This window comes from Thermomonospora cellulosilytica (genome assembly GCF_014138835.1).
In the GTDB taxonomy this organism is placed as follows: Bacteria; Actinomycetota; Actinomycetes; order Streptosporangiales; family Streptosporangiaceae; genus Thermomonospora; species Thermomonospora amylolytica.
On the sequence record NZ_JACJII010000001.1, the window covers coordinates 5,840,829 to 5,865,912 of the forward strand.

Below are 25,084 nucleotides of genomic sequence, written 5' to 3' on the forward strand. Positions count from 1 at the left end.
CTTCGCTGCGGTCGTCCGGCCTGTTCTTCTGGGGGACGACCCCCAGACCCCCGCGAGCGCAGGCCCGACGATCCTCGCTTCGCTGCGGTCGTCCGGCCTGCGTGGCGCGGTCACGGCGGCGTCGGATATGGTCACGATCATGGCGTACTGGACGGCTCAGCTCGGGCCTCCGCGCTCCTGACCGGGGCGCGGTCCCTGCCCGGTGACACCGGCGGCCCGGCGCGGCGAGCGCCCGGCCGCGGTCAGGCGCGCCCCGGACCCGGATCCTTCCCTCCGATTCGAGTTCAGGAGCGTCTCGCGTGTCCACACGCCTCATCGAATCCGCCGACCCGGCCATGCCCGGGCGGCGTCCGGCCGGCAGCGCGCACATCCTGCTGGCCGCCTCCCTGTGGGGAACGACCGGCACCGTCCAGACCCTGGCCCCCGCCGGGGCCGACCCCGTCTCCGTGGGCGCCGCCCGCATCGTGCTGGGCGGGACCGTCCTGCTGGCCCTGGCGGCGCTCGCCGGGAACGCCGGCGGGCTGCGGCGGCTGGCGTCCCGCCGCCGCAACCTGTGGGCGCTGGCGTTCGGCGCGGTGTGCGTCGCGGTGTACCAGACCGCCTTCTTCGCCGCGGTGGCCCGTACCGGGGTGGCCACCGGCACGATCGTCACGATCGGCAGTTCCCCGGCGTTCACCGGGCTGATCGCCGCCCTCACCGGAGGGGCGCGGCCCACCGTGCGGTGGGGGGCGGCGACCGCCTGCGCGGTGGCCGGGTGCGCCGCGCTGGTCGGCGGCGGCCGGTCGGCGGGCGTCGAGCCCCTCGGCGTGGCGCTGGCGCTGCTGTCCGGGCTGGCGTACGCGTCGTACGCGACCGTCGCCGCGCGGCTCATCACCCGGGGCGAGAGCGACCGGGCGGTGACGGGGGCGCTGTTCGGCATGGCGGCGGCGGTGCTGCTGCCGGTGCTGCTGGTCTCCTCGCCCGGCTGGGCGCTGACCCCGTCGGGCGCCCTGGTCACCGTCTACCTGGGGGTCGTCACGACCTCCGGGGGCTATCTGCTGTACGCCCGGGGGCTGCGCACCACCCCGGTGACGGTGGCGACCACCCTGACGCTGGCCGAGCCCGCGGTCGCCGCGCTGCTGGGGCTGCTGGTGCTGGACGAACGGCTCGGCGGCGTCGCGCTGGCGGGCCTGGCGACGCTGGCGGCCGGGTTGCTGCTGCTCATCGTGGGCGAACGGCGGCGCTGACCGGTCCCGGGGGCGCCGCGGGCCGGCCGCCCGCGGCGCCCCCGTCCCGAATTGGCCGACGAAAAGTGGCCTGAACCGCTCGCGCGTCCGGGGCGGGCCGAGGAAGATGCTGCGCATGACTATCGGCGATGGCGACGGTGGCGGCCTGATCTTCCCGAGGGATCTGGACGCCATGGACCCGGTGGCGGAGGTGATCTGGGCCGACGCGCGCCGGTCGCTGACCGCCTACCCGGACCTGGTGGTGGCGGGACCGTTGTTCGCCGCGGCCGAGCAGGTGCCCGGCGGCTGGCAGACGGTGTGCCCGTGCGACCCGCTGCCCCAGGGGGCCCGGGACCTGCTGGCGGCCCGGCTGCGCGGCCGGGCCCCGGCGGGCGGCCGGGCGGCCCGGGAGTACCACGAGGCGGCGCTGCGGCTGGACGCCGGGGAGTGCGACGAGCTGACGGTGCTGGCCCGCCGGTTCCGGATCGTGCGGATCGAGCAGCTGATGCGGACCGGCCCGGACGGCCCCGAGCCGCCCCGGCCCACCGACCACGATCCGCGGCGGCCGGTGCCCGGACGGCCGCTGGACTTCATCCCCGCCCCGCCGCTGGACGGGCACGACACGGCCGACCTGCTCACCGCCGAGCTGCTGTGCCAGTACCTGGACGAGGCGGCGCGCACCGGCACCGATCCGGTGGAGCCGTTCATGGCCCCGGTGCAGCTGCCGCCGATGTTCACGGTCGCCGAGCGGACCGGGGAGCTGTGGCGGCCCGGCGCCCGGCTGTACGGGCTGCCGCAGGAGGCGCGGGACTCGCTGGCCGCCTACTTCCGGCACGTGGTGCCGGCGGTGGAGCAGCCCGGGGAGACGGATCTGGCCGAGTACGCCGCGGCGGCGGACATGATGCAGGACCGGCAGCGGCGCAACGGCATCACGGTGGCCGGGCGGCGCTTCCGGGTCGTGCGGGTCGAGCGGATGGTGCTGGTGGGGCCGGACGGCCCGGAGACCCCCCGGCCCTGCGACCTGCGGGACTGACCCGCCCGCACGCCCCCGGGCGTCAGGCGGCGCCCTCGCCGTACACCGGCCGGTGCTCCTGCACCGAGTCGGCCAGCCGTTCGGCCAGCTCGTCGGCGTCCAGCCGCTTGTCGATCTGCCGCAGGTCCTCGATCTTGGCGCGGGTCTCGGCCCGGCGCGGCGCCAGCAGGGTGCAGCAGTCCTCGTCGGGCAGCTCGGAGATGGCCAGGGTGCCGATCCGGCGGGCCTGGTCCATGATCTCCACCTTGTCCATGCCGACCAGCGGGCGCAGGATCGGCAGCTCGACCGCGTCGTCCAGGGCGGTCATGTTGGCCAGCGTCTGGCTGCTGACCTGGCCGAGGGAGTCGCCGGTGATCAGCGCGGCGCCGCCGAGCCGGTGCGCCATCAGCTCTCCGGTGCGCAGCATCAGCCGGCGCTGGGCGATCACCGCCAGCCGGTCCGCGCCCGAGGACTTGATCTGCTGCTGGGCCTTGCCGAACGGCACCACGAACAGCCGCGAGCCGCCCTGGAACTTGTCCAGCTCGCGGACCAGCGCGTACGCCTTGTAGATGGATTCGGGGCCGGTGAACGGCATGCCGGAGAAGTGCAGGTAGTCCACCCGCAGCCCGCGGCGCATCATCCGGTAGGCGGCCACCGGGGAGTCGATGCCGCCGGACATCAGCACCAGCGCCCGGCCGCTCATCCCGACCGGCAGCCCGCCCTGGCCGGGCAGCCCGTCGGTGTAGACGAACACCTCGTCGCGGTCGACCTCGACCGACAGGGTGTGGTCGGGGTTCTTCAGCCGTACCGGCAGCCCGTACGCCTCGACGATCCTGGACCCGACCAGCCGGTCGAGTTCGGTGGAGGTCAGCGGGAACCGCTTGTCGCGGCGGCGGGAGCGGACCGCGAACGAGCCGGTGCGGCCGGACATCAGGTCCAGCGCCGCGCGCACCACGCTGGCCTCGTCCTTGCCGACCCGCCAGGCCCGGTGCACCCAGACGATGCCCATCACGTCGGTGATCCGGCGGGCCAGCGCGTCCACCGTGGCGACGTCGGCGGTGCCGCCGGAGCCGACGCGCGCCACCATCACGCCGTGCCGGCGCCAGATCTCCACCGGGGCGACGTCCCGGACGGCCGAGCGGATGTTGCCCTGCAGCCGCCGTTCGAACGTCTCGCGGTTCTTGCCCTTGAGCACGACCTCGCCCAGCTTGATCAGCACGCACGGCTCACCGGCCACCGGGATGCCGCCGGCGGTCTGGGCCGTGGCGTCGAGCACGGTCATGCGGGGACCTCCTGCACGGGGATTCGGGAAAGGGACGTGTCTCCAGTGTCGCCCAACCGGGCCGCCACCGCGACACGGTAAGGCCCGCGGGCCCCGGGTGTATTCCCCGAGGCCCGCGGGCGTGCGATCGGCCCGCCGCCGGTCAGCCGAAGAAGATCTCGGCCTCGGCGTAGCGCTCGATCGGAACGGTCTTGAGGGTCTCGGTGGCGGCGCTCAGCTCGACCCGGACGATGTCGGTGCCGGACAGGGCGACCATCTTGCCGTAGTCGCCGTCGTGCACGGCGTCGATGGCGTTCAGGCCGAACCGGGTGGCCAGCACCCGGTCGTAGGCGCTGGGCGTGCCGCCGCGCTGGATGTGGCCCAGCACGGTGCAGCGGGCCTCCTTGCCGGTGCGCTTCTCGATCTCGTCGGCCAGCCGCTGGCCGATGCCGCCGAGCCGGACGTGACCGAACGCGTCCAGTTCGCCGGTCTGCACCTCCATCTGCCCCTCGACGGGGTGGGCGCCCTCGGCGACCACGATGATCGGCGCGTACCGGGTCTTGAAGCGGCTCTCGACGTACTCGACGACCTTGTCGATGTCGAACGGCTTCTCCGGGATCAGGATGACGTTGGCGCCGGCGGCCATTCCGGCGTGCAGCGCGATCCAGCCCGCGTGCCGCCCCATCACCTCGCAGATCAGCGCGCGGTGGTGGCTCTCGGCGGTGGTGTGCAGCCGGTCGATGGCCTCCATCGCGATGTTGACCGCGGTGTCGAAGCCGAAGGTGTAGTCGGTGGCGTTGAGGTCGTTGTCGATGGTCTTGGGCACCCCGACCACGTTGACCCCGTTGGCGTGCAGTTCCCTGGCCACGCCCAGGGTGTCCTCGCCCCCGATGGCGATCAGGGCGTCCACGCCGAGCCCGGCCAGGTTGTCCTTGATCCGCTCGATGCCCCCCTCGACCTTGAGCGGGTTGGTCCGCGACGATCCCAGGATCGTCCCGCCGCGCGGGAGGATCCCCCGTACGGCCTGGACGTCCAGCGCGATCGTGTCGCCCTCCAGCGGGCCGCGCCAGCCCGCCCGGAAGCCCACGAACTCGTATCCGTAGACCTGAACGCCCTTACGCACCACAGCGCGGATCACGGCGTTCAGACCAGGGCAGTCGCCTCCCCCGGTCAGTACTCCGACGCGCATGTATTCCTCCCCAGAAGTCACCTGGCCAGCCTAGCCGCGCAGGCATGACGGCTCGGCGCACCCGCGTCCCGCGCCGGCGCGCCACGGCCTCGCTATTGGTCTAGACCATATCGTCAGGAGGGCCTGCGCAGAACGGTTTGCGGCCTGCCGGAGACCACCACCGCCACTCCTGCCCCGGGAATCCGGCGGAGGGCGAACCGGCGCGGCCGCGGCTCGCCGGTCCCGTCATAGCACCAGCGCGCCTCGGCGAGGGCGAGTTCGCGGGTCGCGGCCGGGTCCAGCGTGTCGCGGTGCGCGCGGGCGAAGTCCCAGCCGTCCCGCCACGAACCACGGGGAGGTCTACCCTCCGCCCAGCGTGCGAACCGTTCGGCCCACCGCGGGCCGAAGGAGGCGGCCAGCGCGGGCCAGGTCCGTGCGACCTCCCCGGCCCGCTTGCGCAGCAGCGCCCGGGAGGCGGCCCCGACCAGGGCGGGGTCGAAGCCCGGCGGGACGGGACCGCCCGCCACGAGCGCGGCGACCAGCGCCTCCTGGGCCGCCGCCAGTTCCTCGCGGCCGGTCATGTGATCGGGGGCAGCCCGGCCGCGGCGGCGATGGCGTCCAGCTCGGCGCGCAGCTCGGCGGCGGGCGGGTAGCGGCCGTCGCGTTCCAGCAGCAGGCCCGGGGGACGGCGGCGGGCGGCCAGTTCCTTGATCAGGTCGAGGACCTCGGCCGGCACGGGGTCGGTGTGGGTGTCGTGGTAGAGGCCCTCGTGCTGCCTGCCGCCCGCCACGTGGCAGTAGGCGATCCGCTCCAGGGGCAGGCGGTCCAGCAGGGCGAGCGGGTCCTGCCCCCGGTTGCGGGCGTTGGCGTGGACGTTGGCGATGTCCAGCAGCAGGTACGCGTCGGTGCGTTCGAGCAGCTCGGTGAGGAAGTCGACCTCGGTGTACTCGGCGTCCGGCCAGTCGAACAGCGCGGCGATGGGCTCCAGCGCGAGCGGCACGGGCAGCTCGGCGCAGGTCCGCCGGACGTTGTCGGCCAGCGCGTCGAGCGCGGCGCGGGTGCGCGGCACCGGCAGCAGGTGCCCGGCCTCCGTCCCGCCCGCGCGCACGAACGCGACATGCTCGCTGACCAGCGGGGCGGCCAGCGCCTCGGCGGCGGCGGCCAGGTGCGCGACCCGTTCGGCCGCCACCGGCTCGGCCCCGCCGAGCGACAGCCGGACGCCGTGCGGGACGACCCGCACGCCGCGGTCCCGCAGGTCCGTCAGCAGCCGCGGCGGGTGCCCGGGACGCACGGACTCGGCGATGACCTCGGTGAAACGCAGCCCCGGCAGATCGGCGACGAATCCGGCGATCTCCGGCCGCCAGCCGATCCCGACGCCGGGCTCGGGAAGGGGATCGTTCATATGCCGCCTCCGCAGCCGCCTCCGCCTCCGCAACCGCCGCCACCACCGCCGCCGTCGCCGCCGCCTCCGCTGCAACTGCCCGCGCAGGTCCCGACGTACGAGGCGGTGCCGCAGGTGGAGGAAGAGGAGGAGCCGGACGACGATGACAGCGCCTTGGAGACCGCCTCGTCCGTGGCGAAGGCCGGGTCGATGTTCGTCAAGGCCGGAACGCCGTACAGCGCCACGCTGACCGCCACCGCCTCGGTGCCGTACGTGGTGAGGGCGGGCTTCAGCCTGGGGTCCAGGTGGGAGTTGCGGTCGCGGGCGGCCTCCAGGGCGGCGGCGCCGGAGCGCAGCCCGTCCGGCCGCCACAGCCACATCCAGACGGTGACGGCCGCGACCGCGGCCATGGCGATGATCAGGAACGGCACCGGCCGGTCGTCCCGCGGCTCGGCCGCCAGCCGGATCCCGCCGATCACCAGCAGGAGCAGCAGCGGGATCGTGGCCAGCCGGGCCTGGACGCGCTCGGTCCCGCTGGGCAGCAGCCCCTTGGCGGCCAGCCCGTCGCGGATCTCGTCCACCGCCTCCCGGACCCGGGAGCGGTCGCCGACCCTGCGCAGGCCCGGCTGGTGCATCCGGTCGATCTCGGCGTAGACGGCCTCGTCGACCCGGGTGACCGCGGCGCGCGGCGGGCGGACGGCCGCCAGGGAGCCTCCGGAGGTGATGCGGACGGCCTCCTCATGACGCAGCGAGGCCACCGAGGCGATGACCACCCGCCGCCGCCCGCCCGCCAGGTAGGCCAGTTCGTACGAGGTCAGGTCGCCCTCGGCAGGACGGCCCCTGCTCGCCCACCGGCGGGCGATCAGGGCGAGGCCGGTCGCGGCGAGCCCGGCGGCGATGTAGACGACGAGGAACACGGGGCCGGAGACGCCCCAGGTGTCCCCCGCGCCGGCGACGACTTCCACATGCCCTCCAGGCGGCTCTCGACGCTGTTCCGATGATCCATGCATGAGGCCTTTTCGGCGGGATGTCTGCGGCACGGGGCACAGATCGGGGCGATCAGCCGCCGCACCCGCCGCCTCCGCAACCACCACCGCCACCGCCCCCGTCTCCGCCGCCGGCGTCCCCGCCGCCGCAGCCGCCGCCGGTGCCGGTGTATCCCCCGGCCTGCATGTTGCGGTGGAGCTCGGTCTCGTCGGTGAACTCGGGGTCGAAGCCGCTCATCGCCGGGAGGCCGTACACGGCCACCGCGAAGGCCAGGCCGGAGGCCCCGTAGGTCGACCACGCCGGCGTGTTGACGGGATCGAGGTGCGCGTACTCCCGCCTGGCCTCCTTCAGCACCCGGCGCCCGGCGGGACTGAGACGGGGAACGGTCGCCGCCACCACGGCGGCCGCGACGACGGTCCCGATGATCGCCAGGATCAGCAGGAGCACCGGCCGGTCGTTCCGGACGCCCGCGATCACCCGCACGACGCCGACGGCCGCCAGCAGCGCCAGCCCCAGCGCGGGCAGCCGCAGCCGGGCGCGCCGGTCGGCGCCGTTGCGCAGGCCGCGCCGCTCCAGCCGGGCCTGCATGTCGTCCAGGAGCCGCTTGACCTGGTACTTGTCCGGCAGCTCGGCGGTGGCGATCTCACGGCCGCCCCGGATGGCGGCGAGGATCGCGCCGTCCAGGGTGCTCACCCCGGAACGGCCGGGGCCGCCGGTCGCGCGCAGCCGGCCTCTGCCGGCGGACTCCACGGCCTCCTCGGCGCGCAACGAGGCCAGCGCGGCGGCGACCGCGCGGTGCCGTCCTCCCACGAGGAAGGCGATCTCGAAGGCGTGCAGGTCACGGACGGGGGTGGAGCCGGCGCCGGTGCGCCGCATCGCCACCGCGAGCGCGGTCAGGGCCAGCGCGACGAACACGTAGACGGTCAGGAACAGCGATCCGGGGATCCCCCAGGTGTCCCCGGTGGCGGCGAGCACGTCCGCAGCGGACCCGTTCACGGGCGCCTCCAGATGTCCCGGCCCGGCACCGCGGGCCTCGATCCCTTGGACGGCCCGTCCCGGCCCCCGGTTCACTCGGATCCGGAGAAGACGGACATCCGTCCGGCGTCCGGTCAGTCCTGGTCCAGGCCCTTCTCGATGGCGTACCGGACCAGCTCGACGCGGTTGTGCAGGTGCAGCTTGTTCAGGGTGTTCTGGACGTGGTTCTGCACGGTGCGGTGCGACAGCACCAGCCGCTGGGCGATCTGCTTGTAGGTCAGGCCCTTGGCGACCAGCCGCAGCACCTCGGTCTCCCGTTCGGTGAGCCGGGGGGTGTCGTCGTCGGCGCGCCGGGGCGCCGCGGCCAGCCTGCGGTACTCGCCCAGCACCAGCCCGGCCAGTCCCGGCGTGAACACCGCGTCGCCGTCCGCGGTGCGGCGCACCGCGTCGAGGAACTCCTCACGGGCGGCGGACTTGAGCAGGTAGCCGGTGGCGCCCGCCTTGACCGCGTCCAGCACGTCCTGCTGCTCGCCGCTGGCCGACAGCACCAGCACCCGCACCGCCGGTTCGCCGTCCTCGCCGGGCGCGGCCAGGGCGCGCGCCACCTCGACGCCGCTGATGTCGGGGAGCTGCAGGTCCACGACGGCCACCTCGGGGCGGGCCGCGGCGGCGATCCGGATGGCGGCCCGCCCCTCCCCGGCCGTGGCGACGACCTCGTGCCCGGCCTCGGTCAGGTCCCGGGCGACGGCGTCGCGCCACATCGGATGGTCGTCGACGACCATCACCCGCACCGGGCGGGGGCCCTGCCCGGAGTCGCTCATGTCGGTCACGAACGTCACCATAGGACAGCCGGGCCGCCCCGGCGGGCGCTCAACCCGTCGGCGCGGGCGACGGGACGTCGGTGGGCGGGACCTCGGGGGTCTGGAACCTGCGGGGGACGCGCCACTCGGGCGGCACGCGCTCGCGCCAGCCGTCGTCGTCCCAGCGCCGCCACGGCCGGTCGCCGTCGACGTCGACCACCCGCACGTAGCGCTCCTCGCCGCGGTCGTCCAGCAGGTCCGCCAGGCCCACCAGTCCGCCGCCGATGATCGCGCCGACCAGCCCGGCCACGAGCAGCGGAACGGCGCCGCGGCCGTCCCACCGGCGGACGGCGTGGGTCCGGTGCGGGGGCGGCGGGAACGGCGGAGGGCCGGGGGGCGCCTGGCCGGGCGGCGGAGGCGGCGGGGCCTCGCCGGTCCCGGCGGCGGGCGGCGTCTGGGCGGGCGGCGTCTGGGCGGGCGGCGGGCCCGCGACCTTCTTGTCGTCTTCGTCGGCCATCGCGTTCTCCTCGGGGGGATCGTGCCCCCATCATGGGGGCCGGCCCGTCAAGCGGCCGTAAGCCGGGCGCGCGGGACGGTCATCTCGATCTCGGTCCCCTCCCCCGGCGCCGAGACGATGGCGACCGTGCCGCCCAGGTCGCGGATCCGGCCCTTGATCGACTGGGAGATCCCCAGCCGCCCGGCGGCCTCGGCCTCGGCGACCCGCCCGGCGGGCATGCCGGGCCCGTCGTCGCGGACGCTGACCGTGACGGCCTGCGGATCGTCCTCCAGCAGCACCCAGGCCCGGGTCCCGGGCGGGCAGTGGCGGCGGACGTTGTCCAGCGCGGCGGCGACCGCCGCGTCGATCTCCCAGGCCGCCCGCGCCGGGACCGGCACCGCACCGGCCGGGGCGGACACGGTGACCGCCGCGCCGGCGTGCGCGTTCAGCAGCGCCCCCAGATCGGCGTCCGCGTCGGCCCCGGGGCGTTCGCGCTCGCCGGGCCGCGGGCGGCTGCCGATCAGCGTGCGCAGCGCCGCCTCCTGCTCCCCCGCCAGGCGGCCCAGCTCGGCGGCCTCCCCGCCGAGCTCGCCGCCGCGCCGCTGCACCAGGGCGAGGACCTGCAGCACCGAGTCGTGGATGCGGCGGGCCAGCCGTTCCCGCTCCCGGGTCGCCGCCTCCAGCTCGATCGCCCGCGCCAGCCGGGCCTCGGCCTCGATGCCCAGCTCGGCGACGTGCCCGACCACGAATCCGGCCAGGAACACCAGCACCACGCCGTTGAACGTGGCCTGGGTCGGCATGAACCCGCGGCCCGCGATGCCGTGCACCGCGATGCTCGCCGCCCCGATCGCCGCGGCCGCCGCCGAGCCGCGCCGCTTGCCGCCGGACACCGCCCACGCCAGCACCGGCGCCGCCACCCAGGCCATGGTCAGGGTGGGGACGCCGGCGGCGATCCGTTCGGGACGCTCCACCCAGGCGGTGGCCAACAGGCAGCCGGCGGCCACCGCCAGATCGGCGGCCAGCAGCGGCCACCGCCGCCGGGCCGGGTCGGCGTAGCCGTAGACGGTGTACGCCGTCCAGGCCACCATGACCGCCAGCACCGTCCAGCCGCCGGCCTGGCTGCGGTACTCGTCGACGTTGCGCAGGATCAGGCTGCCGGCGTACAGCAGGGCGGCGATCCGGAAGACCGCCAGCGCCCGCCACAGCGGCGCCTCGAACCCCATCGGGGTCAGTCGTCGTCTTCGACCGGGCGCGGGGTCCTGCCCGCCATCTCGGCCTTGACCTCCGCGGCGTACCGGTCCACGTACTCCTGCCCGGACAGTTCCTGGATGGCCTGCATGATCTCGTCGGTGACCTTGCGCAGCACCTTGGGGTCGTCCTCCATGCCGTAGTAGCGGGAGAAGTCCATCGGCCTGCCGAACTTCACCCCCGGCCGCACCCCGAGCCGGGGGTACGGCTGGCCGGCCGGCATCAGCTCGAAGGTGTTGATCATCGCCATCGGGATCACCGGCACCTTCGACTTGAGCGCCAGCCGGGCCACCCCGGTCTTGCCCCGGTACAGCCGGTTGTCGGGGGCGCGGGTGCCCTCGGGGTAGATGCCCAGCAGCTTGCCCTCGGCCAGGATCCGCAGGCCCGTCTCCAGCGCCGCCTCGCTGGCCCGGCCGCCGGTGCGGTCCACCGGCACGACCCCGACGCCGGTGAAGAACGCCCGGCTGACCAGCCCCTTGACGCCCTTGCCGGTGAAGTACTCGGCCTTGCCGATGAAGAAGATCCGGCGGCGCAGCGGCAGCGGCCCGAAGAAGTGGTCGGCGAACGACTGGTGGTTGCTGACCAGGAGCGCCGGGCCCGACCTGGGGACGTTCTCCATGCCCGAGTTCCGCGGCCGCCACACGACGTACATGATCGGTGACAGGACGATCCGCAGCAGCATCCAGAACCAGAACATGCCGACACCTTCCTCGGTCCGCAGGGGCGCCCGCGACCTTTCCATACTGAGCACCGAACACGCCCGGTCACAGGGGTGACACGGGGACGATGATGGGTCATCCTCCCATCCCTCGGCGGGTGTGCCCACACCACAGCGCGGCGTCCCGGACGGGGGGCGGCCGCACCCGGCCGCCGGACTCGTCACAGAATGTTCTCCGCCCGTCTTGTCCGGTGCCGCCGAACGAATACCGTAGGAATCCACGCGGGTGTGCGTCCCGGGTCCGGCCGGACGACGCGGCGGGTACCGTGGGGACGCACGTGAATTGGGGAGCGGAGGCCGTCATGCCGGTGCTGTCGGTCGCGCTGGAGTCGTCGAAGGAGCCGGCCCCGTGAAGCGCCGTGGCAATGGACTGGACGCCGACTCGTACGCCCCGCTGATCGACCTGGCGCCGCATCTGGCCGACACGATGCTGGAGGCGCTGCGGGAGGCGGGGGTGGCGGCCTATGTCATCCCGACCCCCGAGCCGGGCGAGGACGGGCCGCGCACCACGGGTTCGGACGGCGACTCCCTGGACCGGTTGTACGTCGACACCGCGATGCAGTCGGCGGCCGAGGGCATCCTGCACACCCAGCTGACCCGGCTGCGGGCGGCCGACGCCGACCTGCCCGAGCCGGCCGACCGGGACCGCGACCGCGACTCCGCCGACCTGCGCGGCCCCGACCGTCCTGGCGGCGCCGCCACCGCCGAACGCGACGAGGACGCCATCTGGGCGGAGATCGTCGCCGGGTTCGACGCCCCGCCGGCCGAGGGCGACGCGCCCTGGCCCGAGCAGGAGGACCTGGACGAGCCGCCCGCCCCGGCGGAGGGCGAGGACCGCACCGGCGCGCTGCCGACCGCCCGGGTGGTCAGGTCCGCCGACGACCCGCTGGAGCCCGACGACGAGGGCCACTACGTCCCGCCGCCGCCTCCCCCGCTGCCCAGCGCCGACCCGGTCACCAAGGCCGCCTGGCTGGCCCTGGTCGGCGGCCCGCTGTACCTGCTGATCTCGGTGGTGCTGGGCTGGGAGGTCCCCGGCTGGGCGGCGTTCGCGTCGGTCGCGGCGTTCATCGGCGGCTTCGTCACCCTGGTGCTGCGGATGGGCGACGACCCGCGCGACACCGACGACGGCGCCGTCGTCTGACCCGTCGTCCCGGGGCGGCCCCGGAAGACCTACGGCAGCCGCAGGTCGGCCACCAGCGGCAGATGGTCGGTGGCCAGCGGCAGGTCCGCGGCCAGGGCGGGGTCGCCGGGGACTCCGCAGCCGAGCACGGTGATGCGCCGGTCGGCGAAGACGCCGTCGATGCGCAGGCGCGGGGCACGGGAGGAGTAGGTGTGCTCCGGCCCGCGCGGCGCCGCCGCGTAGGCGTCGGTGAACGCGTCCGCCAGCAGGGACCAGGAGGGGCCGCCGGGCTGCTCGTTGATGTCGCCGGCGAGGATCACCGGGGCGGAGTGCCCGCGGCTCACCCGGTCGAGGACGGCGAGGATCTCGGCGGTGTGCGCGCGGCGGGGGCCGGGGTGCAGGTCCAGGTGGGTGCTGGCGGCGACCACCCGGGCGCCGTCGACGTCGAGGACGGCCAGCGCCAGGCCCCGCCGGTGCATGCCCGGGACCCGGGACAGCAGGTGGTATTCGGCGTGCAGGACGCGGCACCGGGGGCCGGCCAGCACGGCCAGGCCCGCCGGGCGGCGGCCCGCCGCCACGGTGAGGCCGCAGGAGGCGGCCAGCGCGTCGCGGCGGGCCCGCCAGCGCCAGAACCGGGGGACCTCCTGCAGGCACACCAGGTCGGCGGCGCAGGCCCGGATCACCCGGGTCAGCGCGGCCCGGTCGTCGCGCATGGACCGGATGTTGTAGCCGAGCACCCGCACGCCGGTCATCGCGCGACCAGCGGGAACGTCAACGGGAACGTGCCAGGTCGGCGGCGCCGACCAGCCCGGCGGCCGAGCCGAGCTCGGCGATCCGGATGTCGGCCAGTCGCCGGTAGCCGCGTCCGGTGACCGCGGCCTCGAACGCCGCGCGGACCGGCTCCAGCAGCAGGTCCCCGGCGTCCGACAGCCCGCCGCCGATGATGAACGCCCCCGGGTCCAGGATCGCCGCCAGGTCGGCCAGCCCCTGCCCGACCCAGGAGGCCACGGCGCCGAAGCACTCCAGCGCGGCCCGGTCGCCCTCCCGGGCGGCCTGGGTGACCTCCGGCCCGCTGATCCCCTCCGGGGAGCCCTCGCCCAGCTCCAGCAGCCGGGCCGCCATCAGCGGCGCCACCCGGGCCAGCTCGCGGGCCTCGTGCACCAGCGCGTTGCCGCTGGCGTACTGCTCCCAGCAGCCCCGGTTGCCGCAGCCGCAGCGGCGGCCGTCCGGCACCATCCGCAGGTGGCCGATCTCCCCGCCGATCCCGAACCGGCCGCGGTACAGCTCGCCGTCGACGACGATGCCGCCGCCGATGCCGGTGCCCAGCGCCACCAGCACCAGGAACTGCTCGCCCCGGCCGGCGCCGAACCGGTACTCGCCCCAGGCGGTGGCGTTGGCGTCGTTCTCCACCACCACCGGCAGCCCGGTCAGCCGCTCCACCTTCTCCTTGATCGGCTCGTCCCGCCAGGCCAGGTTGGGGGCGAACTGCACCACGGCGCGGGACTCGTCGACGAACCCGGCCGCGCCCAGCCCGACCGCCTCGACGTCGGGGTGCTTGTCCTTGAGCAGGTCCACGACCTCGGCGATGACGACCGCGGTCTGGCGGGGGTCGGTGGAGGGGGTGGGCCTGCGGACCTTCTCCAGGATCCTGCCCTGGTCGTCGACGACCCCGCCGGCGACCTTCGTACCGCCCACGTCCACACCGATGGTCAGCGCCATGAACCCCTCCTCCTCACGGGTCCCCTGACCGGCTGACGCCCATGGGACCCCGACGGGCGCCGGTGCCCGTCCACGGGAACATCATCCACCCGTCGCCGGCCAGTAACCGTATCGTCCCCTGCGGGGCCGGTGCCGCTCAGCGTTCCAGGCGGCGGCGCAGTCCCTTGAGCGCCGAATCGATGATCCTCTTCTCGCCCTTGCGCTTGACCATGCCGATCATCGGGACCCGCACGTCCACGGCGAGCTCGTAGGTGACCTCGGTGCCGTCCTCGGCCTCGGCCAGCCGGTAGGAGCCGTGCAGGGCGGAGACCATGGCGCCCTTCTCCACCAGCTCCCAGCGGACGCCGTCGTCCTCCCAGGTGTAGGCCAGCGCGTAGGTGTCCTTGATCGGGCCGGCGTCGATGGTCAGCCGCGCCTTGGCCGGCCGCCCGTCCGGCCCGGTGCCGAGCACCTCGACGTCGCGGATCCCGTCGGTCCACTCCGGGTAGGACTCCAGATCGGCGATGACCGCCATGATCTCGTCCCGGCCCGCCTTGATGGTGATGGAAGAGCTCGTCCGGTCCGCCATCTTCCTTCCCTTCCCCTGTGCCCCGGGCCGCGCCGGGCCCCGATGATCAATGGCCAGTATCGTCACAGCTCCAGCACGTACGGCACCCCGCAGGCCCGGAAGTGGCCCACGTTGACGCATTCGGTACGGCCGATCCGCATCCGCTTTGCCAGCGGCTGGTGCACATGCCCGAACAGCACGTACCGGGGCCGGGTGTGGTGGATGGCGTCCAGCACCGCCTCGCTGCCCCGTTCGAACCGGCGGGCGACGGTGTCGTACAGCAGCTCCGGGACGGCCGGGGGGATGTGGCAGCACAGCACGTCCACCTCGCCGACCGCGGCGACCTTGGCGGCGTACTCCTCCTCGTCCAGCTCGTACGGGGTGCGGTAGACGCTGCGCAGCCCGCCGCCGACGAACCCGAACCGCAGCCCGCCGATCTCGGCGACCTCCCCGTCGAGCACCCGGTGCCCGTCGCGCAGGTAGTCGCCCCACATCGCGGGGATGTCGACGTTGCCGTAGGTGAGGTACGCCGGAGCGGGCATGGCCTTGAACAGCTCGGCGTACTGGCGGCGCACCGAGCGTTCGATGTGCGGCCAGGCGCCGCCCTCCAGGGAGTCCCACATGCGCCGGGAGAACTCGCGGGCCTCGTCGAACCGCTTCTCGGTGCGCAGCGCGATGAGGCGGTCGGCGTTCTCGCGGCCGAACAGCTCGGCGAAGATGCCCTGTCCGTGGTCGGCGTAGTCGATGAACAAGATGAGGTCGCCCAGGCAGATGAAGACGTCGGCCCCGTCGCCGGCGCGTTCGAGGGCCTCCGCGTTGCCGTGGACGTCGCTCACCACATGGATCCGCATGCCCTGACAATAAGGCCCGTTTGTCCGGATGGCCCGTACGCCCGGGGTCCGGGACGCGTCCCCGCGACGGCGGGTCAGCCCGCGGTGCCCGCCGAGACCAGCGCCCGCCACTCGCGGACCAGCCCGGCGTCCACCGGGGCGGCCCAGGAGCCGTCCGGCCGCACCGCGCCGCCGACGTGGAACGCGCCGATCCCGGCGGCCGCCAGCGGGGCCACGTGCCGGCGGCGCAGCCCGCCGCCCGCCATGATCATCCGGGCCGCCGCGGCGTCCCCGGCGGCGCGCCGCACCAGCGCCTCCACCCCGGCGTCCAGGCCGCGCGGGGAACCGGCGGTCAGCACGGTGTCCAGGGTGCCGCCGAACTCCAGCAGCGCCCGCCACACCGCGCCGGGGTCGGCGGCGTGGTCGATCGCCCGGTGGAACGTCCACGGCAGCGGGTCGGCGACCGCGGCCAGCTTGGCGGCGGCGGCCAGGTCCACCGCGCCCGAGGCGTCCAGGAAGCCGAACACGAACCCGTCCACCCCGGCCCGCCGCAGGTCCCCGGCGGCGCGGCGCAGCCGGTCCAGCTCGGGCGGGGTGGTGCGGAACCCGGAGTTGGCGCGCAGCATCGCCCGCATGGGCAGCGCGGTCGCCCGGCGGATCCGGGCGACGGCCTCCGGGTCGGGCGTCAGCCCGCCGGCGGCCATGTCGGCGACGACCTCGATCCGGTCGGCGCCGCCCCGCTCGGCCGCACGGGCGTCGGCGTCATCGAGCGCGATCACCTCGAGCAGCGCCATGGCCCCTCCGCATTGCCGTGCCGGGCGGGCGTGCCCGCCCGACGGCCCGGGCGGCCTGCCCGGGCGCGCCTGCGATGTGCCGTCCAGCCTAGGACGGGCGGTGCGGATAAGGCGCCGGGATCGGCAGGAACGGTCCCGGGTGCGCCGGAACGGCGGGACGGCGCGAATGTGACGTGATTGTGAACGGGTTCTTGCGCCCGAGGCTACCAACGGGTAGCGGAAGGCGGTAGCGTCCCATCAGGTCGTTTGCCGTGCTCAATGGAGGAGTGACCGTGCGCGAGTTCAGCGTCCCCGCCATGGTGGAGGTACCGGACTCCACCACCTTGACCGACGCGCCGTTCTCCCGCGCCGAGGCCGAACCGGGCCGGGTCGTGCTGCGCCGCAAGTCCGGCGACACGTGGAGCGCGGTGACCGCGGCCGAGTTCGCGGCCGAGATCTCCGCGGTGGCCAAGGGCCTGATCGCGGCGGGCGTGGAGCCCGGCGACCGGGTGGCGCTGATGTCCCGCACCCGGTACGAGTGGACGCTGCTGGACTACGCCGTCTGGGCGGCCGGCGGGGTCACCGTCCCGATCTACGAGACCTCCTCCGCCGAGCAGATCGAGTGGATCGTCTCCGACTCCGGCGCCAAGGCGCTGATCGTCGAGCACGACGCCCACCTGGAGACCCTCGCCCAGGTCCGCGACGGGCTCACCGGGCTGGCGCACGTGTGGAGCATCGACGGCGGCGCGGTCGCCGAGCTGACCGGGCAGGGCGCCGAGGTCTCCGACGAGACGCTCACCGAGCGGCGCGCCTCCCGCAAGGCCGCCGACCTGGCCACCGTCATCTACACCTCGGGCACCACCGGCCGGCCCAAGGGCTGCGAGCTGACCCACGCCAACTTCCTGGAGACCAGCCGCAACGCCATCGAGGGCGCGCTGAACGAGATCGCCATCGAGGGGTCGCAGACGCTGCTGTTCCTGCCGCTGGCGCACGTGTTCGCCCGGCTGATCCAGGTGCTGACCGTCGAGGCCGGGATCGTGCTCGGGCACAGCGACATCCCGAACCTGCTGCCCGACCTGGGGAGCTTCCGGCCGACGTTCCTGCTGGCGGTGCCGCGGGTGTTCGAGAAGGTCTACAACGGCGCCGAGCAGAAGGCCATCGCCGAGGGCAAGGGCAAGATCTTCCACAAGGCCGCCGAGGTCGCCATCGCCTACAGCAAGGCGCTGGACGCCCCCGGCGGGGCGGGCCTGGGCCTGAAGGTCAAGCACCGGGTGTTCGACGCGCTGGTCTACCGCAAGCTGCGGGCCGCGGTCGGCGGGCAGGTCACCTACGCGGTGTCCGGCGGCGCGGCGCTCGGTGAGCGGCTCGGCCACTTCTTCCGCGGCGTCGGCATCACCATCCTGGAGGGCTACGGCCTGACCGAGACCACCGCCCCCGCCACCGTCAACCGGCCCAGCGCGCTGCGCATCGGCACCGTCGGCAAGCCGCTGCCCGGCGTCGGCATCCGGATCGCCGACGACGGCGAGGTGCTGGTCAAGGGCGTGAACGTGCTGCGCGGCTACTGGCACAACGAGACCGCCACCAAGGAGGCGATCGAGGACGGCTGGTTCCACACCGGCGACCTCGGCGCCCTCGACGAGGACGGCTTCCTGAAGATCACCGGGCGCAAGAAGGAGATCCTGGTGACCGCGGGCGGCAAGAACGTGGCGCCCGCCCCGCTGGAGGACCGGCTGCGGGCGCACCCGCTGGTCAGCCAGTGCCTGGTGGTCGGCGACGGGCGCAAGTTCATCAGCGCGCTGATCACGCTGGACGCCGAGGCGGCCGGGCCGTGGCTGAAGGCCCACGGCAAGCCCGAGGACCTGACGGTCGACCAGTTGCGCGAGGACCCGGACGTGATCGCGGCGATCGACGCGGCGGTGGCCGAGGCCAACAAGAGCGTCAGCAAGGCCGAGGCGATCAAGAAGTACCGGATCCTGAGCGTGGACTTCACCGAGGAGAGCGGTCACCTGACCCCGTCGCTCAAGGTGAAGCGGAACGTGGTGATCAGGGACTTCGCCGACGAGATCGAGGCGCTGTACTCCTGAGCCGGGCCCGGCCCGGACGGTTCACAGGGCGGCGACGGCCTCGGCGACCGGGGTCGTCCCGCCCACCAGTTCCAGGGTGCGGCGCCGCACGTGCGGGGCGTCCAGCAGGGCGGCGAGCACCGCGGCCACGTCGTCGCGGGGGACGTCGAAGTGCCCCACCTCCGGCTCGGCCAGCGTGACCAGGCCGGTGCCCGGGTCGTCGGTGAGCCGGCCCGGGCGCAGGATCACCCAGTCCAGGTCGCGGGCGCGCAGGTCGTCCTCCGCCGCCCCCTTGGCGCGCAGGTAGGCGGCCCACACCTCGTCGCTTCCGGGCCGGGGCGGTCTGCCCGCGCCCATCGAGGAGATCTGCAGGAAACGGCGGACGCCGGCGCGCTGCGCGGCGTCCGCCAGCAGCACCGACGCGGCGCGGTCGACGGTGTCCTTGCGGGCGGCGCCGCTGCCGGGCCCGGCCCCGGCGGCGAACACCGCCGCGTCGGCGCCCTCCAGGGCGGCGGCCACCTCGTCGGCGGACGCCCGCTCCAGGTCGAGCACCAGCGGTTCGGCGCCCGCGGCGCGCAGGTCGCCGGCATGGTCCGGATTGCGGATCAGGCCCTTCACCCGGTCGCCCCGGGCGGACAGGATCCGCTCCAGCCGCAGCGCGATCTTCCCGTGGCCCCCGGCGATCACGACGTCCATGCCGACGATCCTACGCACTGAACCCTTTTCACCATCGCCCGTGTCCGGCCTCGACACCCGTGGCGGTGCGCCGGGACGCCGCCCGTCCGTCCGGGCCGATCTCGGTGGGCTCGGCGAAAAGGGTTCACCGCGGCTGTCAGCAGTTGCGGCCCTGGTTGATGCAGTCCACCGCGAAGCGCATCAGCCGGTCGGGCATCACGTTCTCGAAGTCGGCGTGGTCGGTGATCGGCGCGTGCCGCTCCTCGGGGAAGCTGTCCAGCGCGAACGCCAGCGGCTCGTTCGGCACGTTGTAGGTGATGGTCATCCGCAGCTGCGGGACCGCCCTGGTGCCGTCCGGGCACTCGCCGTTCTCCTCGGGGAAGACGATGTGGGTGCGGTGGTTGGCCGAGTCCACGTTCTCGCCGTCCCAGCAGCTGGGGAAGTCCAGGATCCGCATCACCCGGCTGCCGTCCGGGCACAGCGGGTACTTGTCGGTCAGCACCCGATCGGTGAACCCGGTGCAGGTCCACTGGGCCCGGGCGTTGCCGGGGCCGTTGGTGACGGACTTGGCGTCCCCGGTGATGACCCGCAGGAACCGCGGCATGGCGGTGACCCTGCTGCGCGGGTTGCCCTGGAACCGCAGGCTCACCGAGGCGGGGGTGAGGATCCGGCCGACGTTGCCGTCACGGGCGCTCTGCTCGGCCTGGGGGGTGGTGTCCTCCTGGCCGCGCAGCCGCAGCACCGGCCAGAAGTAGGTGGACCTGTCGCCGCGGGCACAGGTGGTGCCGGCCGCCGCCAGGCTCTCGTCGGTGGAGAACCCGTCGGTGGACAGGTTGCCGACGTAGTCGTGGGTGTGGTGGGCGCCGTTGGCGACGCCGGGCGCGACGATGAAGTTGTCGGAGTTGAAGTGCCCGTTCTCGTTGCGGCCGCAGCGCGAGGTGAACGAGCCCCGGGATCCGCCGCGGCGGAACCGGGGCCGGTCCACGTTGGGCTGGACGCTGCGGATGTCCACGAAGTCGTCCTCGTCCGGCCCGTTGTCGAGCACCTCACCGCCGTCCCCGGCGTTGTCCTCCCCGCCGGCGTCCTCGCCGCCGTCGTTCTGGTCGCCGTCGTTCTGACCGTCGTCCTGGCCGTCGCCGTTCTGGTCGCCGACGTTCTGGTCGCCGGTGTTCTGATCACCGGTGTTCTGGTCGCCGGTGCCGTCCCCCTGGTCCGGTGACTCGTCCTGGTCGGGCGCCCCGCTCTGGCCGGGGCTGGGGGCCGAGATCGGGGCGAACGCGGTCGCCGCCATCGCGCCGGCGGGCGCCTGGGCGCCCACGGCGATCACCGACAGCGCCGCCACCAGCGCGGCCATGCCCTTTTCGCGTCGCATGGATTCCTCCTCCGGTCGGGGTCAGGAAAGGGTCGAGTAATCGACCAGTCCGGTGCTCTCCAGATATGACATGTGCCGCAGGACGGCGGCGTTCGCGCGGACCGAGAAATCGCGCACGACATCGTTCGCGGTGTTCGCGCGCACCGCCGCGATGAGGGCGAAGACCTTGCCGTGCGCCGCGCGCAGGCGGAACACGAAATGCCGGTCGTAGGCGGCCCCGGACAGCTGCGACAGCTCGTTCATCCACTGCTGCTGCTCGCGGCTGGGCTCGCTGGGCAGCACCACGTCGAGCTGGGCGGCCACCCGCCGCACGTCCTCGTCGAGGGCCAGGTGCTCGGTGGCGATGTTCGCGCCGATCTCCTTGACCCGCGGGCTGGCGGCGCGCTGCTGGGCCTGCTGGCCCGACGGCGCCTCCCACAGGCCCGCCTGCCTGACCTTGGTGATCAGCTCCCGGTCCTGCTCGGTGAGCGGTCCCCACCGGGTCTGGACGGTGCCCGAGCCCCCGGTCAGGGTGCCGCCGTCGGCCGGCGTGCGCGGCGGGCTCAGCACCACCAGCAGCGCCGCCCCGGAGGCCACCAGGGTGCCGGCCAGGAAGAGCAGTTCGCCGCGCCGCCCGAGCCGCCGCCCGGAACGCCGCCGGCCGCCGCGGTCCCACATTCTCATGACACCGTCCTCCCTTCCGCTTTTCACGGTCGCCTTCTGGTACGGCCCGCGGCGTCTTCCCGTTCACCGGAGAACCAGAAATTCGCCAAGAAATACGGGGCGTTCCACGACCATTCTCCGGAGCGCACGCCGAAGCGCGGTGCCGCTCTGGGGCGGCACCGGGAGGACGATTCTTCGGCTGTTGCCGGAACGGTCAGCGCATCGCGTTCTGCCTGCGCCGGACGCTGGTCCGTTCGGCGACCGGATCCTGCGGGAAGGCGTCGCCGACCATCCGCGGCACCTGGCGCGGCCGGACCGTCACCAGCAGCCGGGTGAACGCGGCCATCGCCACGGCGAGCGCGCACAGCACGTAGCCCAGCACCACCCAGTCGGCGGGCTGCCGGCCCGCGGTGAGCCCGTGCACGATCGCCACCGGCCAGGCCGCGTACGCGGTGATGTGGAAGACCCGCCACAGCCAGGGCCGGGTGGAGGCGGCGAACCGCGCCCGCAGCACCCCGGTCACGACCACCACCAGGGTCAGGTCGAAGGCCACCGCGCCCAGGCCGACCGGCCCGGCCCCGGGCACCACGATCTGCGCCGCGGCGACCTGCCCGTCCAGGGTCTTCACCGTGAAGTGCGCGACCAGGAAGGTGAACGCGACCAGCGACGCGGCCCGGTGCGCCGCCTGGGCGAGCACCCGGTGCCCGATCTGCAGGATCAGCCGTTCGGTGGCGATCAGCCCGCTGACCACCGCCGCCGACATCCCCAGCAGGGCGAACACCCCGGCGTAGAAGATCAGGAACCGCTGGACCGCGGCGGAGGCGGCGGCCCCGGGCGGGGTGGCCGCGCCGACGAGCACCACCACCGCCAGCACGGCCATCAGGCGCATGGCCCACCGGGGCATCAGGGGCCGGTCATTGTCACGGGTCTGCATTGGGGTTCCTCTCCTGGTCGTCGCCGGGCCGTCCCGGCGGGTCCGGCGGGCCCGGCACCTCCGGCAGGTCCGGCAGGTCCGGTGAGCCGTCCGGCCGCGGGCTCCGCCCGGGGGCGGGGTCGTCCGGTGCGTCCGGTCCGAAGTTGCGCAGCGGCGTGCCCGGCAGGACCTGCAGCAGCCCGCGCTCGGCCCAGCCGATCAGCGGCCGGGCGCGTTCGCGGAAGATCCAGCCGCCGATGGGCAGGCCGTCGATCGGCAGGTCCTCGTTGCCGGTGCGCAGCCCGAACCGGACCTGCGCGCGGTCGACCGGCGCGCCCCCGCACGGCCGGTCGGTGCCGATCCGGCCCAGCGGGGCGCCGCGCTCCACCAGGCCGCCGTCGCGGACGCCGGTCACGTCCGTCAGGTGGTAGTACGTGCTGGCCAGCCCGTCCGGATGGATCACCAGCACCATCCCGCGGCCCGGCCGGTCGGCGCAGAACCGGTACAGGCGCCCCGGCCCGGCCGCCAGCACCCGGCCGTCGCCGCCGCGGAACGCCAGCGCGCCCAGCGGGCGGGCCGCCGGGCCGTCGGCGGCGGCCGCCGTCATGAACCAGCTCTGCCCGGCCCGCCAGGGCAGCATCAGCCCCCGGGCCTGGTCGGGGCGGGCCGTTCCGGCGCTGAACCGCGCCAGCGTGCGCCGCTCGTCGGCGGGCATCATCTCCGCGGGGACCCGGGTCAGCAGCGCGTCGAACTCCTCGGTCCCCGACAGCGCGATCCGCCAGGTCTGCCCCGTCCACTCCGCGATGTACAGCGCGACCTGGGGCATCGCCGCCCGGTCCTCGGGCACGGGGATCGCGGTGGTCCCGAACGCCCAGGCGCGGTCGCGGCTGAACCGGATCGCGCCGTGCAGCGGCGGGCGGTCCCCGCCGTAGGAGCGCCGGGCGATCGGGCCGCGCAGCCGGAGCGTCAGTTCCCGGACCCGGTCGTCGAGGGTCCGCTCGGGCTCGGACGTCCTGTCCCGGGGGCGGCGGACCTCCCGGGCGCGGCCCTGCGGGGCGGTGGCCTGCGCTCCGGTCGCACCGGTCCCGGACAGGCCGGTGACACCGCCGTTGATCAGCGCATTCTCGACCACGGCCAGCAGCGCCACGCCGACCGCGAAGGTCACCACGAGCGATCCGGCCCGCAGCCCGTCCACCGGACGGCGGCGCGGGTCCCCGGGGCGGGCGGCGGTGCGCACACGGGCGCGGGGCGGCGCGGCGTCCGGGCGGGCGTGCCGTCCGTGCCGTGCGCCCGCATGCCGGGAGTCCGTGCGGCGGGCGCCCGGACGCCGCCCGGAACGCCGGGACGAACGGCCCGGATGTTCCCAGAACTCCCGGAAGGGATCCGATGGATCCGGGGGTGGGCGTCGTGCCATTCCCTCTCCTCGACAAGGAGGCGGAGACGGCGAACGACGGTGAGGTCCCGCGATGACGTTCCAGTGAGGCGTGCGCGCCAGGGCGCGGAGGGGACGGTACCCGAGCCCGCTCCGCCCCGGCAACGCCCTGACGGTTCCGGAGCATACGCCCTTTCCGGCCGTTCCAGGCGTCCGCCTCACAGGAATGCCGCGCGCCGTTCACCTGTCGCCGCGGGCCCGGCGACGCCGGGGTTATCCCTTCCTGTCGGCACTCTTAAATGCCGCATAAGGCACCTTTCCGACGAAGTGTCCCGGTTTATCGTGCCGGTGCGGTCGCTCGGCGATCCATGAGGAGGGACCGATGGACGAGCAGGTCCACCGCAGGACGTTCCGGGGCGAGCCGGGTGCGCTGGCGGAGGTCCGCCGGTTCGCCCGCCGGGCGCTGCCGCCGGGCCGCCCGGCGGCGGCCGACTTCGTGCTGCTGCTGGACGAGGTGGCCGCCAACGCCGTGCTGCACAGCGACTCCGGCCGGCCCGGCGGGGCGTTCGAGGTGGTGATCCGGATCCGGCCCGGCGCGCTCCGGGCGGAGGTCTGCGACGCCGGCCCGCCGCGGCGGCCCGGGACGCCGCCCCCGCCGGACTGGTCCCGCGAGGCGGGCCGCGGGCTGCTGCTGGTCAGCATGCTCGCCACCGACTGGGGCACCCGGCGCCTGCCGCGGGGCCGCGTGGTGTGGTTCGAGCTCGCCGGCGCCCACGGCCTGCGCGCGGCTTAGGGCAAGCTCAGCTCATCCTTAAGACAGGACTAAGAGACGTGCGGACGGCCGGTCCCGCACCTAACGTCGCTGGTGCGGCCGGTCACCGGCATCACCGAGGAGGAGTCCATGGAGGCGATCCTGGTCAGGCCCACGCCCCCTCCTCGGTACGGCCGGCCGTACCACCGGACCGCGTCCGGCACCCCCGTCCACGCTCACATCCGATCCGGCCAGGCGGCCACAGCACCACCGGCGCCCACCTCCAGACTCCCCCACCCTGGGCGCCAGGCCGCCGACGACGACCGGATCCCCGCCCCGCACGGAACGGGCGGCGTGGAATCCGAAGCCCGGGGGTGCCGGCGCGGCCTCCTCCTCCACACCGGTGATCGATCCGCCTGATCAGGAGGCGCGCAGCCGGGAGCGCGCCTCCATCAGGGCGAACCCCAGCAGGTTGAGGCCCTGCCAGCGGGCCGGCGAGGACGCCCGCTCGTCGTCGGCGGCCAGCCCGATCCCCCAGACGCGGTCCAGCGGGCTCGCCTCCACCAGGATCCGCCCGCCGGTGCCGAGCAGATAGGCGCCGAGCCCGGGGTTCTGCCCGAACTTGGCGACGTTCCCGGACACCACGATCTCCCAGCGGTGCGCCGCCCACGTCTCCTCGTCGAACCCGGCCACCTCGCGCCCGAGCCGCTTGGCCTCCGCCGGGCTCCCGGCCTCGATGATCCGCCCGAACGCCCGCTCGTCGCCGAACAGCCGCGCCTTGTGCGCCATCATCCAGTGCTCGGCGCTGCGGTAGGTGACGCCGTCGACGGTGAACGGGCACTCCCACCACTGGCTGAGGCAGCCCCGGCCGGCCTCGCCCGACCGCGACGGCCGATGCCCCCAGAAGAACAGGAACCTCATCGGCCGCCCCAGCTCCTCGAGCCTGCGGACGTCCGCCACGCTGCGCGGCTCTGCGGGATCCATGCCCGGCACTCTGCCGCCCGGCCCGCCCGCCGCGCAACCGCGATTCACCGGACGGCTCCGGACGCGCCGCGC

The 25,084-nt window shown here is 74.6% G+C and carries 26 protein-coding genes; 5 read left to right on the forward strand and 21 right to left on the reverse strand.

The window, feature by feature from the left end; translation table 11 throughout:
* Nucleotides 1–299 precede the first annotated feature (299 nt).
* Entirely contained in the window at nt 300–1,226 is a 927-nt protein-coding gene (locus HNR21_RS27545; protein ID WP_182707484.1) for a DMT family transporter, read from the forward strand.
* A gap of 115 nt (nt 1,227–1,341) precedes the next feature.
* Nucleotides 1,342–2,238 carry a DUF5954 family protein gene (locus tag HNR21_RS27550; RefSeq protein WP_182707485.1) on the forward strand — a complete coding sequence of 299 codons (897 nt, stop codon included), beginning with the start codon at nt 1,342–1,344 and terminating at the stop codon, nt 2,236–2,238.
* A gap of 22 nt (nt 2,239–2,260) precedes the next feature.
* Here the strand turns inward: HNR21_RS27550 and thiI are convergent, their stop codons facing one another.
* From thiI to HNR21_RS27600, 10 genes are all read right to left on the reverse strand, one after another.
* Nucleotides 2,261–3,499 (reverse strand): tRNA uracil 4-sulfurtransferase ThiI, encoded by a 1,239-nt coding sequence (thiI, locus tag HNR21_RS27555; RefSeq protein WP_182707486.1) that lies wholly within the window; start codon nt 3,497–3,499, stop codon nt 2,261–2,263.
* Nucleotides 3,500–3,641: 142 nt separating this feature from the next.
* Nucleotides 3,642–4,667, reverse strand: a complete 1,026-nt coding sequence (locus HNR21_RS27560) for a 6-phosphofructokinase (protein ID WP_182707487.1) — start codon at nt 4,665–4,667, stop codon at nt 3,642–3,644.
* A gap of 113 nt (nt 4,668–4,780) precedes the next feature.
* Complete coding sequence (locus HNR21_RS27565) at nt 4,781–5,227, reverse strand: SCO6045 C-terminal-like domain-containing protein (RefSeq protein WP_182707488.1); 447 nt, start codon at nt 5,225–5,227, stop codon at nt 4,781–4,783.
* Nucleotides 5,224–6,048, reverse strand: a complete 825-nt coding sequence (locus HNR21_RS27570) for an MbnB/TglH/ChrH family RiPP precursor modification enzyme (RefSeq protein WP_182707489.1) — start codon at nt 6,046–6,048, stop codon at nt 5,224–5,226. Before HNR21_RS27570 ends, HNR21_RS27565 begins: the two co-directional genes overlap by 4 nt.
* Nucleotides 6,045–6,992: a TIGR04222 domain-containing membrane protein gene (locus HNR21_RS27575; RefSeq protein WP_182707490.1), complete on the reverse strand. Its 948-nt coding sequence runs from the start codon at nt 6,990–6,992 to the stop codon at nt 6,045–6,047. Before HNR21_RS27575 ends, HNR21_RS27570 begins: the two co-directional genes overlap by 4 nt.
* A gap of 94 nt (nt 6,993–7,086) precedes the next feature.
* Nucleotides 7,087–8,010 carry a TIGR04222 domain-containing membrane protein gene (locus HNR21_RS27580; protein ID WP_182707491.1) on the reverse strand — a complete coding sequence of 308 codons (924 nt, stop codon included), beginning with the start codon at nt 8,008–8,010 and terminating at the stop codon, nt 7,087–7,089.
* 113 nt (nt 8,011–8,123) lie between these two features.
* Nucleotides 8,124–8,810: a response regulator gene (locus HNR21_RS27585; protein WP_119731984.1), complete on the reverse strand. Its 687-nt coding sequence runs from the start codon at nt 8,808–8,810 to the stop codon at nt 8,124–8,126.
* Nucleotides 8,811–8,859: 49 nt separating this feature from the next.
* On the reverse strand, nt 8,860–9,306 hold the full coding sequence (locus HNR21_RS27590; protein WP_182707492.1) for a hypothetical protein: 447 nt from the start codon (nt 9,304–9,306) through the stop codon (nt 8,860–8,862).
* 47 nt (nt 9,307–9,353) lie between these two features.
* Nucleotides 9,354–10,508 (reverse strand): MacS family sensor histidine kinase, encoded by a 1,155-nt coding sequence (gene macS, locus HNR21_RS27595; protein WP_182707493.1) that lies wholly within the window; start codon nt 10,506–10,508, stop codon nt 9,354–9,356.
* 5 nt (nt 10,509–10,513) lie between these two features.
* Nucleotides 10,514–11,230 (reverse strand): lysophospholipid acyltransferase family protein, encoded by a 717-nt coding sequence (locus HNR21_RS27600; protein ID WP_182707494.1) that lies wholly within the window; start codon nt 11,228–11,230, stop codon nt 10,514–10,516.
* A gap of 370 nt (nt 11,231–11,600) precedes the next feature.
* On the opposite strand from HNR21_RS27600, the gene HNR21_RS27605 reads away from it, so the two are divergent.
* Nucleotides 11,601–12,392 (forward strand): hypothetical protein, encoded by a 792-nt coding sequence (locus HNR21_RS27605; protein ID WP_119729682.1) that lies wholly within the window; start codon nt 11,601–11,603, stop codon nt 12,390–12,392.
* Between the two features lie 29 nt (nt 12,393–12,421).
* On the opposite strand, the gene HNR21_RS27610 is transcribed toward HNR21_RS27605, so the two are convergent.
* The 5 genes from HNR21_RS27610 to HNR21_RS27630 all read right to left on the reverse strand — a co-directional run bounded on the left by HNR21_RS27610 (nt 12,422) and on the right by HNR21_RS27630 (nt 16,261).
* Entirely contained in the window at nt 12,422–13,123 is a 702-nt protein-coding gene (locus HNR21_RS27610) for an endonuclease/exonuclease/phosphatase family protein (RefSeq protein WP_182707495.1), read from the reverse strand.
* Between the two features lie 19 nt (nt 13,124–13,142).
* On the reverse strand, nt 13,143–14,090 hold the full coding sequence (locus HNR21_RS27615) for an ROK family glucokinase (protein WP_182707496.1): 948 nt from the start codon (nt 14,088–14,090) through the stop codon (nt 13,143–13,145).
* 136 nt (nt 14,091–14,226) lie between these two features.
* Nucleotides 14,227–14,658, reverse strand: a complete 432-nt coding sequence (locus HNR21_RS27620; RefSeq protein ID WP_119729679.1) for an SRPBCC family protein — start codon at nt 14,656–14,658, stop codon at nt 14,227–14,229.
* A gap of 62 nt (nt 14,659–14,720) precedes the next feature.
* Entirely contained in the window at nt 14,721–15,488 is a 768-nt protein-coding gene (locus tag HNR21_RS27625; protein ID WP_182707497.1) for a metallophosphoesterase family protein, read from the reverse strand.
* A gap of 74 nt (nt 15,489–15,562) precedes the next feature.
* Nucleotides 15,563–16,261, reverse strand: a complete 699-nt coding sequence (locus HNR21_RS27630) for a copper homeostasis protein CutC (RefSeq protein ID WP_119729677.1) — start codon at nt 16,259–16,261, stop codon at nt 15,563–15,565.
* 272 nt (nt 16,262–16,533) lie between these two features.
* Here HNR21_RS27630 and HNR21_RS27635 point away from each other — a divergent pair, with 272 nt between their 5' ends.
* Nucleotides 16,534–18,324 carry an AMP-dependent synthetase/ligase gene (locus tag HNR21_RS27635; RefSeq protein WP_182707498.1) on the forward strand — a complete coding sequence of 597 codons (1,791 nt, stop codon included), beginning with the start codon at nt 16,534–16,536 and terminating at the stop codon, nt 18,322–18,324.
* 21 nt (nt 18,325–18,345) lie between these two features.
* Here HNR21_RS27635 and HNR21_RS27640 read toward each other — a convergent pair whose 3' ends face one another.
* The 5 genes from HNR21_RS27640 to HNR21_RS27660 form a co-directional block, all read right to left on the reverse strand.
* Nucleotides 18,346–18,999 (reverse strand): NAD(P)H-binding protein, encoded by a 654-nt coding sequence (locus HNR21_RS27640; protein ID WP_119729675.1) that lies wholly within the window; start codon nt 18,997–18,999, stop codon nt 18,346–18,348.
* 136 nt (nt 19,000–19,135) lie between these two features.
* Nucleotides 19,136–20,350, reverse strand: coding sequence for a DUF1996 domain-containing protein (locus HNR21_RS27645; protein ID WP_182707499.1), 1,215 nt, complete (start codon nt 20,348–20,350; stop codon nt 19,136–19,138).
* A gap of 21 nt (nt 20,351–20,371) precedes the next feature.
* Entirely contained in the window at nt 20,372–21,013 is a 642-nt protein-coding gene (locus HNR21_RS27650) for a DUF4142 domain-containing protein (RefSeq protein WP_119729673.1), read from the reverse strand.
* A 193-nt stretch (nt 21,014–21,206) separates the two neighbouring features.
* Entirely contained in the window at nt 21,207–21,926 is a 720-nt protein-coding gene (locus tag HNR21_RS27655) for a hypothetical protein (RefSeq protein ID WP_182707500.1), read from the reverse strand.
* Complete coding sequence (locus tag HNR21_RS27660; protein ID WP_182707501.1) at nt 21,913–23,319, reverse strand: M23 family metallopeptidase; 1,407 nt, start codon at nt 23,317–23,319, stop codon at nt 21,913–21,915. The genes HNR21_RS27655 and HNR21_RS27660 overlap by 14 nt, the downstream gene beginning before the upstream one ends.
* Nucleotides 23,320–23,659: 340 nt before the next feature.
* Here HNR21_RS27660 and HNR21_RS27665 point away from each other — a divergent pair, with 340 nt between their 5' ends.
* Nucleotides 23,660–24,070, forward strand: coding sequence for an ATP-binding protein (locus tag HNR21_RS27665; RefSeq protein ID WP_119729670.1), 411 nt, complete (start codon nt 23,660–23,662; stop codon nt 24,068–24,070).
* Between the two features lie 378 nt (nt 24,071–24,448).
* On the opposite strand, the gene ybiA is transcribed toward HNR21_RS27665, so the two are convergent.
* Nucleotides 24,449–25,012, reverse strand: coding sequence for a riboflavin biosynthesis intermediates N-glycosidase (gene ybiA / locus HNR21_RS27670; protein ID WP_182707502.1), 564 nt, complete (start codon nt 25,010–25,012; stop codon nt 24,449–24,451).
* Between the last annotated feature and the right edge of the window lie 72 nt (nt 25,013–25,084).